Source organism: Brevundimonas sp. AVps4 (assembly GCF_058681525.1).
Window position 1 is genome coordinate 876201 of record NZ_CM178741.1, and the last position, 15759, is coordinate 891959.

The 15759-nt window shown below is 66.8% G+C and carries 12 protein-coding genes; 8 read left to right on the top strand and 4 right to left on the bottom strand.

Annotation, left to right across the window (positions count from 1 at the left end; genetic code table 11):
* Positions 1 to 82: 82 nt before the first annotated feature.
* The 3 genes from ACW178_RS04265 to ACW178_RS04275 form a co-directional block, all read right to left on the bottom strand.
* Positions 83 to 553, bottom strand: coding sequence for a DUF305 domain-containing protein (locus ACW178_RS04265; protein ID WP_035308099.1), 471 nt, complete (start codon positions 551 to 553; stop codon positions 83 to 85).
* A 55-nt stretch (positions 554 to 608) separates the two neighbouring features.
* Positions 609 to 1289, bottom strand: coding sequence for a DUF305 domain-containing protein (locus ACW178_RS04270; protein ID WP_052004990.1), 681 nt, complete (start codon positions 1287 to 1289; stop codon positions 609 to 611).
* A 282-nt stretch (positions 1290 to 1571) separates the two neighbouring features.
* Complete coding sequence (locus ACW178_RS04275; protein ID WP_088582918.1) at positions 1572 to 3920, bottom strand: heavy metal translocating P-type ATPase; 2349 nt, start codon at positions 3918 to 3920, stop codon at positions 1572 to 1574.
* 107 nt (positions 3921 to 4027) lie between these two features.
* Between ACW178_RS04275 and ACW178_RS04280 the strand changes: the two genes are divergently transcribed.
* From ACW178_RS04280 to ACW178_RS04315, 8 genes are all read left to right on the top strand, one after another.
* Positions 4028 to 4303 (top strand): metal-sensitive transcriptional regulator, encoded by a 276-nt coding sequence (locus ACW178_RS04280; RefSeq protein ID WP_088582502.1) that lies wholly within the window; start codon positions 4028 to 4030, stop codon positions 4301 to 4303.
* An 879-nt stretch (positions 4304 to 5182) separates the two neighbouring features.
* On the top strand, positions 5183 to 6238 hold the full coding sequence (locus ACW178_RS04285) for an acyltransferase family protein (protein WP_492024897.1): 1056 nt from the start codon (positions 5183 to 5185) through the stop codon (positions 6236 to 6238).
* Positions 6239 to 6623: 385 nt separating this feature from the next.
* The gene (locus tag ACW178_RS04290) at positions 6624 to 7070 is read left to right on the top strand and encodes a hypothetical protein (protein WP_088582500.1); all 447 of its coding nucleotides are present in this window, start codon (positions 6624 to 6626) and stop codon (positions 7068 to 7070) included.
* A 53-nt stretch (positions 7071 to 7123) separates the two neighbouring features.
* Entirely contained in the window at positions 7124 to 8440 is a 1317-nt protein-coding gene (locus tag ACW178_RS04295; protein WP_052004992.1) for a TolC family protein, read from the top strand.
* A complete protein-coding gene (locus tag ACW178_RS04300) occupies positions 8437 to 9699 on the top strand; it encodes an efflux RND transporter periplasmic adaptor subunit (RefSeq protein WP_492024898.1) in 1263 nt (420 codons plus the stop codon). Before ACW178_RS04295 ends, ACW178_RS04300 begins: the two co-directional genes overlap by 4 nt.
* 14 nt (positions 9700 to 9713) lie before the next feature.
* Positions 9714 to 12902, top strand: a complete 3189-nt coding sequence (locus tag ACW178_RS04305; protein WP_035308111.1) for an efflux RND transporter permease subunit — start codon at positions 9714 to 9716, stop codon at positions 12900 to 12902.
* The gene (locus ACW178_RS04310; RefSeq protein WP_035308114.1) at positions 12899 to 13627 is read left to right on the top strand and encodes a HupE/UreJ family protein; all 729 of its coding nucleotides are present in this window, start codon (positions 12899 to 12901) and stop codon (positions 13625 to 13627) included. The genes ACW178_RS04305 and ACW178_RS04310 overlap by 4 nt, the downstream gene beginning before the upstream one ends.
* A 13-nt stretch (positions 13628 to 13640) precedes the next feature.
* Positions 13641 to 14357 carry a hypothetical protein gene (locus tag ACW178_RS04315; RefSeq protein ID WP_035308115.1) on the top strand — a complete coding sequence of 239 codons (717 nt, stop codon included), beginning with the start codon at positions 13641 to 13643 and terminating at the stop codon, positions 14355 to 14357.
* 31 nt (positions 14358 to 14388) lie between these two features.
* Here ACW178_RS04315 and ACW178_RS04320 read toward each other — a convergent pair whose 3' ends face one another.
* Entirely contained in the window at positions 14389 to 15708 is a 1320-nt protein-coding gene (locus ACW178_RS04320) for an MFS transporter (protein ID WP_035308117.1), read from the bottom strand.
* Between the last annotated feature and the right edge of the window lie 51 nt (positions 15709 to 15759).

Consider the following 15759-nt stretch of genomic DNA (forward strand, 5'->3'; position numbering starts at 1 on the left):
TTACGCAGGCGACGCGGTCGGCCCTCGCGACACGCTGCCGCAGAGCCGACCGCGCCGGCGGCCCTCGCGGCCGCCCGCCGAATTACCGCCGCGCCAGAAGAGCCTTCATCTGGGCGATCTCCTGTTCCTGGGAGCGCACGATTTCCTCGCACAGACCGAGCACTTCCGGATCCGTCAGCGAGGCTTGCTGGCACATCAGGATGGCGCCGGAGTGGTGCGGGATCATCGAACGCAGGAACTCCGTGTCTCCCACCGCCGCCTGGGTCCGCATACCCCAGAAGCTGACCGCAAACACCAGGGCGGCAGCCCCGCCGATCAGCAGATTCGTCCGTTTCGACGGATACATCGACCGCATGAACACCAGCATGAGGATCGCCATAGGCGAGACCATCATGAGGGTCATGTAGACGTTGTTGAGGTTGAAGTAGAAATGATTGAGGGACGCGATCATCGTGTACATCACGAGGTACATGATGATGAAATCCAGGACGAGCTCGATCGCGAACGACCGATAGCTCCCCTTCATGGCGTGCATGGTCTTCATGTTTTCCATCGATTGTTCTTCCTCTACTCGCAAATCTGCAACGGGACTTCTCGCCGACGCCGGATCATCCTGCGCTGGCGGGATGAGCCTCCAGCCAGGCGCGCAGCTCCGCGATGTCCGCGGTCTGCATCTCGATCGTCTTCTGCGCCATGCGCCGGATGTCGGCGTCCTGGCTTTCGCGCAGCACCACCTGGGCCATGTCGAGGGCGCCCTGGTGATGCGCGATCATCTTGCGAGCCCAGGTCTGGTCCGTGTCGACCCCGGTCGCGGCCATCATGGCCTCCATCATTTTCGCTTCGGCCGGCGCGAACGGCGGCTCACCGCCTCCGCCCGGCGCTGCCGCACCGGCTGCGGCCCCCACGTTTGTTTCGAGCCAACGCTGGAGCTCGGCGATGTCCCCGGTCTGCATCTCGACGGTCTTCTGCGCCATCCGGCGAATGTCGGCATCCCGCGTGTCGCGCAGCACGATCTGGGACATATCGAGGGCGCCTTGGTGATGGGGGATCATCTTGCGGGCCCATGCCTCTCCGGCGCTGGCTCCCGTCGCCGACCTCATGGCCTCGTGCATCCTCGCCTCGGCGGCGGAGAAGGGCGTCTGCGCCATCGCCATGGGCTCCGGAGTCTGCGCCGACTCGTCGGCCTTGGAGGCCGCCGGCGGCTCGGCGGCCGGGCTGCACGCCGCCACGAGGAGAGCGGAACAGCCGGCGAGCAGAACGGACGAGCGTGTGAAGGTCAGGTTGAACATCGGGTGTCTCCGGCGTGGGGCGGCGCCGGCGAATCGGCCGGCGGCTAGTTGAAGAGGGCGCCGGCGAGGCGGCGGCGGGACGCGGACTTGAACCGGGATCTCGGCGCCGTTGCGCAACCGGACATGAACGCCAGTTAAATCCGGGTCCTCCGACACGGTTCCGCCTTGATCAAATATACCCGAACGCTGTTGGATCAGGCGAGGGATCGGCTGCCGGAGTGCGTAATGGCGCAAACGCCGGTCGTCGCCTTCTCCTGGCCCCGGTCCCCCATGCCGCCCCCGTTAAAGTCTGACCGCACGAAGCCGCAGCGCATTGCCGATGACGCTCACGGAGGACAGGGCCATCGCCAACGCCGCCAGAGCCGGCGACAGCAGGAGGCCAAAGATCGGGTACAGCAGCCCCGCCGCGACCGGGATGCCCAGGGCGTTGTACCCGAAGGCGAAGACGAGATTCTGGCGAATGTTGCTCATCACCGCCTTCGACAGCTTGCGGGCCCGGACGATGCCCTGGAGGTCGCCCCCCAGCAGGGTGACGCCGGCGCTCTCGATCGCCACGTCGGAACCTGCGCCCATGGCCACACCAACATCGGCGGCGGCCAGGGCCGGGGCATCGTTGACCCCGTCGCCAGCCATGGCGACGATCCGGCCCTCGGCGCGCAGCCGCTCGACGACCGCCGCCTTGTCCTGCGGCAGGACCTCGGCCTGGACGTCGTCTATGCCGAGCCGGCGCGCCACCGCCTCGGCCGTGGTCCGGTTATCCCCGGTCATCATCACCAGGCGCAGGCCCGCGGCCTTCAGATCGCGAATGGCCCCGGCGGTCGTCGCCTTGACCGGGTCGGCGATGCCGAGGACGCCGGCCGCGGCCCCGTCCACGGCCACGAAGATCGCGGTGGCGCCGTCCTGGCGTAGCGCCTCGGCCTCGGCCTCGAGGGCGGCGACATCGACGCCGATCTCGCCGAGGTAGCGGCCGTTGCCGAGCGCCACGCGGCGGCCGTCGACCACCCCGGTGACGCCACGCCCGACCGGGCTGTCGAACTCCGAGGCCTCCGACAGCGCGAGCTTGCGATCCGTCGCGGCGCGGACGACGGCGTCGGCCAGCGGATGTTCGCTGGCCCGCTCCAGACTGGCGGAGAGTCTCAGAAGCTCGGTCTCGTCGAACCCGGGCGCGGGCCGGATCGCCGTGACCGACGGGCGCCCCTCGGTCAGGGTGCCGGTCTTGTCGAGCACCAGGGTGTCGACCTTTTCGAAACGCTCCAGCGCCTCGGCGTTCTTGATCAAGACCCCGGCGTGGGCGCCGCGCCCCACCCCGACCATGATGGAGATCGGCGTTGCCAGGCCCAGCGCGCAGGGACAGGCGATGATCAGCACCGAGACCGCGGCGACCAGCGCGTAGGACAGGCGCGGTTCGGGACCGACCAGGCCCCAGACGAGGGCGGCGAGAACCGCGATGCCGATCACTGCCGGCACGAACCAGCCGGACACCTTGTCGGCCAGCCGCTGGATCGGCGCGCGGCTGCGCTGGGCCTGGGCCACCATCTGGACGATCTGCGCCAGCAGGGTGTCGGCGCCGACCTTGTCAGCCCGCATCACGAACGAGCCGGTCTTGTTGAGCGAACCGGCGACGACCTTGTCCCCGACGCCCTTGGTCACCGGCATGGATTCACCCGTGACCAGGGACTCGTCGATGGTTACGCGACCGTCCAGAATCTCGCCATCGACCGCCACCTTCTCGCCGGGGCGGACGCGCAGCCGGTCTCCGACGGCGACCATGTCGAGCGTGACGTCCTCGTCGCCGCCGTCGTCACGGAGCCGCCGCGCGGTCTTGGGCGCCAAATCAAGCAGCGCCCGGATGGCGCCGGACGTCTGTTCGCGGGCGCGCAGCTCAAGAATCTGGCCCACCAGAACCAGGACGGTGATGATGGCCGCTGCCTCGAAATAGACCGGCGCGCTGCCGTCCATCCGGCGGACCGCCGCCGGGAACAGAGCCGGCGCCAGCACCGCGACCACGCTGTAGATCCAGGCCGCGCCGACGCCGATGGCGATCAGGGTGAACATGTTGAGGCTGCGGTTGCGGAGGGAAGCCCAGCCCCGCTGGAAGAACGGCCAGCCGGCCCACAGCACCACGGGCGTCGCCAGCGCGAACTGGATCCAGTTGGAGGTTTGGCCCGAAATCCGCATCGCCAGTCCGGTCAGATGGCCGCCCATCTCGAGCGCGAAGACGGGCAGGGTCAGGACCGCGGCAACCCAGAGGCGGCGGGTGAAGTCGATCAGTTCGTGATTGACCGGCGCCTCGGCGGTGACGGTCTCCGGCTCCAGCGCCATGCCGCAGATCGGGCAGGAGCCCGGGCCCTCCTGGCGCACCTCCGGATGCATCGGGCAGGTGTAGATGGCGCCCGGGATGACAGGCGCCGGTTGCCGGGCCTCGCCGAGATAGCGGTCCGGATCGGCGATGAATTTGGTCCGGCAGCCCGCCGAACAGAAGAAATAGTCCTTATCGTCGTGGGCCGCCCGATGCGCTGTGGTCGCCGGATCGACGGTCATGCCGCAGACCGGATCGACCGCCTTCGCGCCGCTGTCCGCCGATTTGGCCGAACAGCAGCTGTGGTCGGGCGGATGCGAAGGGGAGGGCATGGACATGGCGGGCTCCTTGAAACAGCTGGACGCCATATATACCCTAAGGGGGTATCGCGCAAGGCGCTGTCCTGGGGTATGGTCGAACGGTCAGAGCGAGGAATTGGATGCAGACGGAAACAAAACCCAAGGTGTTGAACCGCCTGAACCGGATCGAGGGCCAGGTGCGCGGCATCGCCCGGATGGTCGAGGAGGACCGCTACTGCGTGGAGGTCCTCACCCAGCTCCAGGCCGTACGGGCGGCCCTGCTGCGCGTCGAGAGCGAGGTGCTCAGAGACCACCTTGACCACTGCGTCATGGGGGCGATGACCGGCGACGATCTCTCCGATCGCAAGGCCAAGGCCACAGAACTGATCGACCTTCTCGGACGCGCCTCGCGGTAGCGCAGGACATTTCCCTAGACATCCCGTCGGATTGGTTCGGCGAGCGTCTTAAAATATCCTCTCGGGTAGTCGGGCCGACCGCCGATCTGGCCTGCCCGGGGCGTGTGGACCCCGGACCGGAAACTTGCCCAAGAGATGATCCCACAGGCTGGTGAACAGGCCGAAAAACCCACGGAAAATCACGGGAGCGTAGCAAAGACGTGGAGCCTGCATCTGCGCCTAGGCCAGGACCTTGAGGCGCCGACCGCCCAGGCTCCCGGGCGACGGCTCCGGGCGCCGGGTCCTCAGACGGCTTGAGGAGCGCCCCTTCAAGGCGTGCATCCAGCTTACATACCTTGACGCCGAGCTGTTCTTTGAAGCCCGCCACGATGCGGTCCGGCTGGGCCTCAGGGCTCGACAGGGCCGTCGGAGAGGGCGGAATGACGAGGCGAGGGCCGGCCGATCAGCGCCAGAAGGCCCGATGACGATCGCCTGACGGCTCAGGGCGGACGGTCGTCCAGAACCACGCGGACCGAGCCCGCGCGAGCCACGGTCAGCTGGATTGCGACATGGGTGGGCGACGTGGTCTTCGTGCGCGCCCGCATAGACGGCCCATCCATCGCCCATGGAGAAAACCGCGCTCGATGAGATCCAGGCCATCGTACACCACGGCCCGCGCTGAACTGTGGGCTGAGCCGGTGGCACGCGTCATCCCGCCTTCCGATGAAACCTGCAAGCCGACCGCCATGAGCCCGCGAGCGGCGCAGGATCAGATCATGGCCTTTTCTCCAGCGCGGCAGGCCTGACCCCCGGATGCGAGAGGATGAGGGATGGCGGCGACCGATGCGTATACCAATTAAGCGGTCCGTCCTGTGCCGCCCGCCGTGGGGGCCATCGTTCATGACGTCCGTTTCTCCGACTCACGAAGGCTACCCGGCTGATCTGAGGGCCCTGACCAGCCTGCGGGCCTTCCTGGCCATGGGCGTGGTGCTGTTCCACTACCAGCTTCAGTGGGATCCGGCCCTGGGCTACAGCCCGATCATCGAGCGAAGCCGGCTGGGGGTCGACGCCTTCTTCATGCTGTCGGGCTTCATTCTGGCCCACGTCTACGGCCCCGCTTTCGCCGCAGGAACGTTCAGCTACAGGCGCTTCCTCGTGGCCCGCTTGGCTCGGCTCTATCCCCTCCATCTGGCGATTTTAGGCGGTGTTCTGATCATGGTGCTCGGAGCTTCAATCTCTGGCGTTCCGTTCGATCTCTCGACCTACACGACAGAGGGCTTCTTCAAGACCCTGTTCCTGGTACAGGCGTGGTTTCCAAGCGAAATCGGATACAATTGGAGCGGCCCGTCCTGGTCGCTCTCGGCGGAATGGTTCGCCTATCTGCTGTTCCCGGCCTACGCCCTTCTCTCGATCCGGATGAGACATCGTCCTTGGTTCCTGCTCGGCTTGGGCATCGTCAGCTATGTTGTCATCGACGCGGCCTACGTCTCAACCTTCGGCAAGGTTCTGCCTCGGGCCGAGGACGACATGGGCATCTTGCGCATAGCGCCGGCCTTTCTGATCGGCATGGCGCTCTACGGCTTGGGCCATCGCTGGCGCTGGAGCCGGCCCGTCGCCATCGCCGCCGCCCTGGCTGCTACCCTCGTGTTGCTCGGCGCTATGCAGCTGTCGTTGGACGACCGGATCATCGTCGCCCTCTCAGCCCCCGTTATCCTGACCTGGTCCCTGCTCGCACGCGCGGACTGCGAGGGGCCTCTCGCCGCCCCTGCGCTGGTTTTCGCCGGTGAAGCCTCCTTCGCCCTCTATCTCGTGCACATGCCCGTCCTCGTCGCCTTCAAGGGCGTGGTCGCCGAACTGCGCGGCATCGACAGCGCCTTCCGCATCACGCCAGTCGAACTGGCAGGGTTGTTCGTCGTCACGGCGCTGATCGCGGCGGCCCTTGCATCTGCTCGTTGAGAAACCTGGGCGAACCTGGATCCGACGCCGGTTCGAAAGCCGGCGAGCCCGGCCCGCAGCGCCGGCCTGACCCCGGGCCACGAGACGTGGGTACTGCCTCGGCGTCGGTCAATCCCGACCGGTCGGCGCCGCACTGGCGCCGCAGCGACCCGCAGCCCACCAAGAAAACATTTTGAGAATGATAGTGAGTCACTCCCATGCCGCCCCTTACCACGACTGGCGGATCGATCAATGTTCGCATCGTCGCAGCCGTCAACGGAGCTCCCGACCTCCGCCATCACGTATCCACCTGAAGGACGAATCCTAGCCATATCGTGATGCGGCAACCTCGACCGTTGCCATTGGGATCGGGTCGCACTATGGCGGATGAAGGAGCCGTTCAATCTTGTCTCGCCTGTTTCGCACCATTTGCGTCAGCCTGTGCGCCGCCCTCGTGGCGACGTTGAGCCTGCATGGGGTTCAGGAAGGGCGGCACCAGATTGCCCATGCGTCGGATTGGCCGGCAGTCGCGATCGGCCACGGTGATCACGCAGAGATCGCGGACGTCGATCATGGCTCGCTGCACGTCCATATCGCCCCCGACGCGCCAGCCGAGGATCCACTGGATCAAGCCGAAGACGGCGAAGACGAGGGCGAGGCCGGGCGTCCAGCAAGCCATCACCACCATACGAGCGGCGACAGCCACACCGCCATCCCGATCCTCAACCGCGATCTGAGCCCCCTCGTCGCCATGAACGCCGTGCTGATCCAGCCGGCGGGCGATGGCGCACGTCCGGCCCACGACGGCGACGGGCCTGAATACCCTCCCAGACGGACGCGCACGATCATCTGATCCGACGCGGCCAATCGGTCGCGCGTGCACCCCCGTTTCCCGGAGAGAATCCCTTGAAGACCCCATCGTCCGGCATTGCCGGGCCGTGGGCGCGACTGACGGCCGTGTCGGCCCTCGCGCTCATTCTGGCGGCCTCGCTGCCGCCGACCCTTGCTGTCGCACAGGATGCGGCGGCCACGTCCACCGCGCCTGTACTGTCGCTGGACGAGGCGCTGCGTCGAGCCGCCCTGGTCGATCCCTCACTGGCACCGACCCAGGCCCGGCGACAGGCGTCGCGGGCAGCCGTGCGTCAGGCGGACGTTCGTCCCAACCCCACGCTTGGGGTGATGGTCGAGAACTTTCCGACCATCGGCGGAGGCGACCTGTTCCGTCGGACCGAGACCACGCTCACAGTCGAGCAACGGTTCGAGCGGGGCGGTGACAGGTCCGCCCGTGTCTCTCTCGCCGAAGCCGAAGGGCTGCTGGTCGACGCCACCGCGCGCATTCGCCAGTTGGACCGGCTCGAACAGGTGCAGCGCGCCTGGGCGGAAGCTCTGGCGGCTCAGGCCGAGTTGGAGATCGCCCGCGAGCGCCTTGACCTCGCCGAACGGTTCCAGACCGAGGTCGGTCGCCGCGTGGACATGGCGCGCGATCCTCTGTTCGCCGGGGCGCGCGCCGAGGCCGAACTGGCTCAGGCCCAGATCGACTTCGATCAGGCCGGGATTACCGTCCGGGTCGCCAACATTTCGCTGGCCCGGTTCTGGGATGGGTCATCGGACTTCACCCTTGGCGCCGAGACCTTCGCCGACACCCGGTCGGCGCTCGACGTCACGGATGGGGTCGCCCAGGCGGACCTGGACATCTTCGTCGCACAGCGCGACATCGCCGTCGCCCGGGTGGCGGTGGAGACGGCCCGCGCCCGGTCGGACGCCACGGTCAGCGCCGGCGTCCGTCACTTCGGGGACGGCAACGACCTCGGCTTTGTCGTCGGCGCGTCGATTCCCCTTGGTCGCTACGACCAGAACCTCGGGGCCATCGACCGCGCCCGAGCGGAGGGGCTGGCCGCCGAGGGTGATCTCGCCGCCGCCCGCATCGACCGTGAACGTGAGATCGCGCGCCTGCAGGTTCAGGTCATGGCCCGAGCCAGCGAAGCTCGCAGGATCGGGCAGGAAACCCTTCCCCAGGCCGAGCGCGCCGTCGTTCTGGTGCGCGACGGCTTCAACAGGGGCGGCTTCACCTACAACGACGTCATCTCCGCCCAGACCGCCCTGCTGCAGACCCGCGCCCGCCGCGTCGCGGTGCTCAAGCAATTCCATATCGATCGCGCCCGCCTCGACAGACTGACCGGCGCGCACGGCGCCCTGATCCTCGCCCTGGAGACTCAACCATGATCCGCCTGACACCTTCGCGGCGCTGGCTCGTTGCGTCCGCGATCGTCCTCGCCTTCGCCGCCGCCGCTTGCGGAGACAAGCCCGCCGAAAAGGCAGGCGAAAACGGCGAGGCTGCCGCCGCCGACTATGAGCGTGGCCCTCACCGAGGCCGGATGCTCCGCGACGGAGACTTCGCCCTTGAGATCACCATCTTCGAGGAAGGACCAGAGCCCCTGTTCCGGCTCTATCCCTATCTGAAGGACAAGCCGCTCGATCCACGTCAGGTCCAGGCGACCATGGCCCTGACCCGTCTCGGGCCGAAGGTCGATCGGTTCACCTTCATCCCGACCGAGGACTATCTCGCCAGCCCCGGTGTCGTCTCCGAGCCGCACTCCTTCGACGTGGCGGTCGCGGCGACCCAGAACGGCAAGCGATCGACCTGGGCCTACCAGTCCTATGAGGGTCGCACCGTCATCTCAGCCGACGCCGCCCGCGCCGGTGGCGTCACCACGCAGCGCGCCGGTTCCGCAGTCCTGGGCGAGTCTCTGCCGTTGAGCGGTCGGGTCGAGATCACGCCTGAGGGCCAGAGCGATGTCTTCGCCCGCTATCCGGGTCGGGTGATGGCGTTGAACGTCGAACTGGGCCAGCGCGTATCGCGAGGCCAGGTTGTGGCGCGGGTCGAGTCCAGCGAGAGTCTCCAGACCTATTCCGTCACCGCGCCGATCTCCGGCGTCATCATGGCCAAGAACGTCAACGCCGGGGCCATCACCGGCGCGGGCGGCGAGCCGATGCTGGTGATCGGCGACCCAACCCGCCTCCATGCCGAGTTCGCCCTCTATCCGCGCGATGCAGAACGTGTCCGCCGGGGCCAGCGGGTCGAGGTCACCAGTCTGGCAGGTGACCACCGTTTCAATGGCGTCATCGAAACCATCCTGCCCGGCTCTGATCCGATGAGCCAGACCCTGATCGCCCATGTCGAACTGGCCTATCAGGGCGGCGTCTGGCGGCCGGGCCTGGGAGTACAGGGCACCGTTCAGGTCGGTGAGGGTGCAGTGCCTCTCGCCGTCCAGACCAAGGCCATCCAGCCGTTCCGCGATTTCCAGGTCGTCTACGCCAAGGTCGGCAACACCTATGAGGTGCGGATGCTCGAACTGGGCCGAAGGACCGACGAGTGGACCGAGGTGCTTGGCGGGCTCGAACCCCGAACCGAATACGTCGTGAACGGCGCCTTCCTCATTCGCGCGGACATCGAAAAGTCCGGCGCGAGCCATGATCACTAGGGGGCGCGAGAACCATGCTTGCACGCATCATCGCCCTGTCGATCCGCTTCCGATGGGCGGTCATGGGGCTCGTCCTCCTGGCCTGCGCCATCGGCGTCTGGAGCTTCCAGCGCCTGCCGATCGACGCCACTCCGGACATCACCAACGTCCAGATTCAGATCAACACCGAAGCCCCCGGCTATTCGCCGCTGGAGGCCGAACAGCGCATCACCTTCCCCGTCGAGACCGCCGTCGCAGGCGTTCCGGGCCTTCAATACACCCGCTCGGTTTCGCGATACGGGTTGAGCCAGGTGACCGTCATCTTCGACGACGGCACCGACATCTATTTCGCACGCCAACTGGTGAATGAGCGCCTCCAAAGCGCCCTCGGTCAGCTTCCCCCCGGCGTCACCCCTGAACTTGGCCCTATCGCCACCGGCCTCGGGGAGATCTTCATGTATACGGTCGAGGCCGAGCCGGGTGCACGACGTCCCGACGGCCAGCCCTATACGACCGAAGACCTGCGCACGCTTCAGGACTGGGTCATCCGGCCCCAGCTTCGCAACACGCGCGGTGTCACCGAGGTCAACACCGTCGGCGGCTACGAGCGTCAGTATCACGTCACACCCGATCCGCAGCGGCTGGCGGCCTACGGGGTGACCATGGCCGAGGTGGTCGAAGCGCTGGACAACAACAACGCCAACGTCGGCGCGGGCTATGTCGAGCGCTTCGGCGAACAGTATCTGATCCGGGTGCCGGGGCAGGCTTCGACGAGTGAAGACCTGGGCAACATCGTGATCGCCACGCGTGGGGGCGTTCCGATCCGCATCCTGGACGTCGCCGACATCGGAATGGGCCAGGAACTTCGCACCGGCGCCGCGACCGAGAACGGCAAGGAGACGGTCCTTGCGACGGTTCTCATGCTGGCTGGCGAGAACAGCCGTATCGTCGCCCAGGCCGCCGCCGCCAGCCTGCAGGAAGCCGCCAAGGCCCTGCCGCCCGGTGTCGTCGCCACGCCGGTCTACGACCGCACCGAACTGGTGGAACGCGCCATCCACACCGTCGAAAAGAACCTCGTCGAGGGCGCCCTGCTGGTCATCGTCGTGCTGTTCCTGCTGCTCGGCAACATCCGCGCGGCCCTGATCACGGCGGCGGTCATTCCCGTCACCATGCTGATGACCATCACCGGCATGGTGCGGACCGGAACCTCCGGCAATCTGATGAGCCTCGGCGCGCTCGACTTCGGCCTGATCGTGGACGGCGCCGTCATCATCGTCGAGAACTGCCTCAGGCGCTACGGCGAGGCCCAGCATCGCCTGGGTCGTATCCTGACCCGCGAGGAACGGTTCGATCTGGCGGCGACCGCCTCCAGCGAGGTAATCCGGCCCTCGCTATTCGGGGTCATGATCATCACCCTGGTCTATGTCCCCATCTTCGCCCTGACCGGGGTGGAGGGGAAGACCTTCCACCCGATGGCGATCACCGTCGTCATCGCCCTGACGGCAGCGCTCCTGCTGTCCCTGACCTTCGTACCCGCCGCCGTCGCCATGTTCGTCACCGGCAAGGTCGAGGAGAAGGACAGCTTCCTGATGCGCTGGGCCCGGGTGGGTTATCAGCCGGCGCTCGACTTCGCGCTCAGGACCCGCAGCCTGATGATCGGCATTGCGGTCGTGCTGGTGCTGCTCGCCGGGTTCGGGGCGTCGCGGATGGGCTCGGAGTTCGTGCCCAATCTCGACGAAGGCGACATCGCCATGCACGCCCTGCGCATCCCGGGCACCAGCCTGACCCAGGCCGTGCAGATGCAGACTGCGTTGGAAGCCCGCATCGCCCGCTTCCCCGAGGTGGAGCGGGTCGTGGCCAAGATCGGCACCGCCGAGGTCGCCACCGATCCGGTGCCGCCCTCGGTCGCCGACACCTTCATCATGCTGAAGGACAGGAAGGATTGGCCGAACCCTCGCAAGTCTCGCGGCGACCTCGTCGCCGAGATGGAAGAGGCCGTGAATGAGATTCCCGGCAGCAAATACGAGTTCACCCAGCCGATCCAGATGCGGTTCAACGAACTGCTGAGCGGGGTGCGGGCCGACGTCGCCATCAAGGTCTATGGCGACGATCTCGACGAACTGCTGCGCCTCGGCGCCGAGATCGAAGCCATCGTGGCCTCGGTGGACGGGGCCGCCGATCCCCAGACCGAACAGATCACCGGCCTGCCGGTGCTCCAGATCACACCCAACCGACCCGCCATGGCGCGCCTTGGCCTGAGCATCGAAGACGTCCAGTCGGTTATCTCCACCTCGATGGGCGGCACGACCGCCGGGCAAATCTTCGAGGGTGACCGTCGTTTCGACGTCGTTGTCCGCCTGCCCGAGCGTCTGCGCGCCGACACCAACGCCATCGGTCGTCTCCAGGTCCCGCTCCCGGCGGGCGAAGGACAGCCGCGTCAGTTCGTGCCCCTGAATGAGGTCGCCACGATCGAACTCACAAAGGGTCCGAACCAGATCAGCCGAGAGAACGGCAAACGCCGCATCGTGACCACGGCCAATGTCCGCGACCGCGACCTGGGTTCGTTCATCCGCGAGGTTCAGGACCGGGTCGATGCTGAGGTCGCCATACCGGCCGGCTATTGGGTCACCTATGGCGGAACGTTCGAGCAGTTGATCTCGGCCGCCAAACGATTGCAACTCGTGGTTCCCGCGGTGTTGCTGCTGATCTTCGGCCTGCTGTTCGCCTTGTTCCGCTCGGTCAAGGACTCGGCCATCGTTTTCTCCGGCGTGCCTCTGGCCCTGACCGGAGGGGTGGCCGCCCTGATGCTGCGTGGGCTGCCTCTGTCGATCTCGGCGGGGGTCGGATTCATCGCCCTGTCCGGGGTCGCCGTGCTCAACGGTGTCGTCATGGTCACCTTCATCCGCAGCTTGATCGCCGAAGGGAAGCCTCTTGGCGAGGCAATCCGGGAGGGGGCGCTGACCCGTCTTCGCCCGGTGCTGATGACGGCGCTCGTCGCCAGCCTCGGCTTCGTGCCCATGGCCTTGAACGTCGGAGCCGGCGCCGAGGTCCAGCGCCCGCTGGCCACGGTCGTCATCGGCGGGATCATCTCCTCGACCCTGCTGACCCTGCTCGTGCTCCCCGCCCTCTACAGCCTCGTCCACGGCCGCCCGTCTTCGCCGAACGGCGTCAGACGGTCGTGGCGTGAGCGGCTTCCCTTCGCATACTCCCGGAGGACTTCATGAACCCGCGTCTCCAGCGCGCGACCGCCTGGTTGCGAACGCCCATCGGCCTGCTGAGCGCAGGCCTGTTGGTGCTCTTCCTCAACGGCCTGTTCACCGCCACCCTGGCGCACGGGGTGGCGGCAGGGGACAAGGGCTACATCCAGGAGACGTCCGGCATCGTCTTCTGGCCCTTCGTCTATCTGGGGGCCAAGCACATGGTCACCGGTTACGACCATCTGCTGTTCCTGTTCGGGGTGATCTTCTACCTCTACCGCCTCAAGGATATCAGCCTCTACGTCACCATGTTCGCCGTCGGGCATTCGACGACCCTGCTGCTGGGCGTGATGCTGAACGTCAACGTCTCCAGTTATCTGATCGACGCCATCATCGGCCTGTCCGTCGTCTACAAGGCGCTCGACAACATGGGGGCCTACCGACGCTGGTTCGGTGTCCAGCCGGACGCCAGGGCCGCGACCCTGGCGTTCGGTCTGTTCCACGGCCTGGGTCTGGCGACCAAACTGCAGGACTTCCAGCTGTCTTCAGACGGCCTCTTGGTCAACCTGATCGCCTTCAACATCGGCGTGGAGATCGGCCAGCTTCTGGCGCTCGGAGCCATCCTGATCGCCATGGGATTCTGGCGCCGGACCGCCAGCTTCGGGCGCCACGCCTATCTGGCCAACGTCATCCTCATGATCCTCGGTTTCATCCTGACGGGCTATCAGCTCGTCGGCTTCTTCGTCGCCTGACGGGAGACCTTCCATGCAAAATCTCAATCAACCCGATCCCGCCGAACTGCCGTCGACGGCCAAGCTGCTCAAGTCTACCGGCGTCGCCGTCGTCATCGCCTCGGCCCTGCTGGTCACCGTGGTCCTTCCAGCCGAGTACGGCGTCGATCCTACCCGCATCGGCTCGGTCTTCGGGCTGACCGAGATGGGCCGGATCAAGCGCCAACTCGCCGTTGAAGCTGCGGCTGAAGCGGCCTCAACGGCGGCGGTCATTACATCCACGAGGACCGCGCCTGCCTTGCCGGCAGCCGCACCAGTGGGCTCACCAGACACCGCAACTCAGGAGCCGGCCAGGTCTGCCAAGACCGAAGCCGTCCCGCCAGCGGTCACGACCCAGACGGCAGCCGCAGCTACGACAACCAATGGCGCATCGGCGGGTCGCAGCCATCGCACGTCCCTGACCCTTGAGCCTGACGAGGGGGCCGAGATCAAAATGGCCATGGGGGACGGCGCGAAGGCGAACTTCACCTGGTCCACCAGTGGCCCGGCGGTGAACTATGACACCCATGGTGACGGCCAAGGGATCACCTATCACGGCTATAGCAAGGGAACCTCCGCCCGCGAGACGGGGGTGCTAACGGCCGCTTTCGCGGGTCATCACGGCTGGTTCTGGCGTAACCGCAGCGGCGAGCGTGTCACCATCACGCTTCAAACCTCGGGCGACTACGAGAGCGTCGATTTCGTCGACTGAGGCTTACGGTCGGATGTCTCCCGCCTTGGGCTCACTCCTTCGTCGTCGGCCATCGCGGGTGGCGCTCGTCGATGACGAAGGGATGGCTGTGCAACGCCTCTCCGGATTGACCGTCCAGATGCGGATCGTCTTCGGCCGGTGCGTCATGCCGATGCGGCAGGTCCGTCGGGTCGTTCGCAGGCCAGACTACAAATCCTAGGACCGTTCCGAACGCGCACAGGGCGGCCAGCACCAGAAAGGCCGCGCTGGGGTCCGCAGCCGCGCTGACCAGACCGGCGACCGGATAGGCGATCAGCCAGGCGGCGTGGGACAGGGCGAACTGCGCCGCGAACAGGGCCGGACGATCCTGTGCGTTGGAAGACCGACGCAAGGCGCGACCCGCCGGTGTGAGGGTCAGCGAATAGCCGACGCCCATGACGGCCCAGAGGATGAGCAGGGCGACATAGGTGGTCGCCAGCACCGATCCCCCAAGCAGCACCAGGGTCATGATCGCGGCGCCCCACAACATGGCGGTCCGGTCTGCGACCCGGTCCAGCAGGCGAGGCAGGGCGATCGCCGCCGCCATCGACCCCGCCCCGAAAGCCGCTAGCGCCCAGGCGGCGGCTTGGCCGGACATGGCGAAGCGGGACTGCACCAGGACGACCGTGTTGACGAACACCATGGCCCCGCCGGCGGCCTCGGCGATGCTGATGGCGATCAGACCGCGCAGACGTGGCGTCAAAGCGAACAGGCGAACCCCGCCCGTGAGCCGCTGGATGAAGGGTTTCTGAGCCGTCTGCGTCAGTACCGGCAGTGCAGCCGTGACGACGAAAAGGGCCGAGATAACGAAGCCGAGGGACGTCCCGGCGAACAGATTGTTGTAGCTCATGAAGGCGAGGAGCACGGCCGCCAGCACGGGACTGGCCACGCTCTCGAGATCGGCCGCGAGGCGCGAGAGCGACAGGGCCTTGGTGTATTCCGCCTCGTCAGGCAGCAGGTCGGGGATCATCGCCTGGAACGCCGGGGTGAAGGCCGCCGAGGCGACGTACAGCACCGTCATCAGGGCATAGACCTCCCAGGCCTCGCCAACGAACGGCAAGGCGCCGGCGACACAGGCCCGGACGACATCCAGCGAGACCAGCAGGGCCTTGCGGGGAAGCCTGGCCGCCAGGGCGCTCGCGAAGGGCGCGACGCCGATATAGGCGATCATCTTGATGGCCAGGGCCATCCCCAAGACTTCGCCGGCATTGGCCCCGGCCAGATCATGCGCCAGCAGACCCAGCGCCACCGTCGCCATGCCCGTGCCGAGCAGGGCCGCGACCTGGGCGATGAACAGATGCCGGTAACCGGCATGGCGAAGCGGTGAAAACATCGAACGTCGTCCTGCGGCGGGTAACCAAGAGAGGCTGGTCTTATCCCCTCC

Coding starts and splice junctions, on each gene's coding strand:
- ACW178_RS04265 (WP_035308099.1), bottom strand. CDS start 553: ATGGAAAACATGAAGACCATGCACGCCATGAAGGGGAGCTATCGGTCG.
- ACW178_RS04305 (WP_035308111.1), top strand. CDS start 9,714: ATGCTTGCACGCATCATCGCCCTGTCGATCCGCTTCCGATGGGCGGTC.
- ACW178_RS04275 (WP_088582918.1), bottom strand. CDS start 3,920: ATGCCCTCCCCTTCGCATCCGCCCGACCACAGCTGCTGTTCGGCCAAA.
- ACW178_RS04315 (WP_035308115.1), top strand. CDS start 13,641: ATGCAAAATCTCAATCAACCCGATCCCGCCGAACTGCCGTCGACGGCC.
- ACW178_RS04310 (WP_035308114.1), top strand. CDS start 12,899: ATGAACCCGCGTCTCCAGCGCGCGACCGCCTGGTTGCGAACGCCCATC.
- ACW178_RS04270 (WP_052004990.1), bottom strand. CDS start 1,289: ATGTTCAACCTGACCTTCACACGCTCGTCCGTTCTGCTCGCCGGCTGT.
- ACW178_RS04320 (WP_035308117.1), bottom strand. CDS start 15,708: ATGTTTTCACCGCTTCGCCATGCCGGTTACCGGCATCTGTTCATCGCC.
- ACW178_RS04285 (WP_492024897.1), top strand. CDS start 5,183: ATGACGTCCGTTTCTCCGACTCACGAAGGCTACCCGGCTGATCTGAGG.
- ACW178_RS04300 (WP_492024898.1), top strand. CDS start 8,437: ATGATCCGCCTGACACCTTCGCGGCGCTGGCTCGTTGCGTCCGCGATC.
- ACW178_RS04280 (WP_088582502.1), top strand. CDS start 4,028: ATGCAGACGGAAACAAAACCCAAGGTGTTGAACCGCCTGAACCGGATC.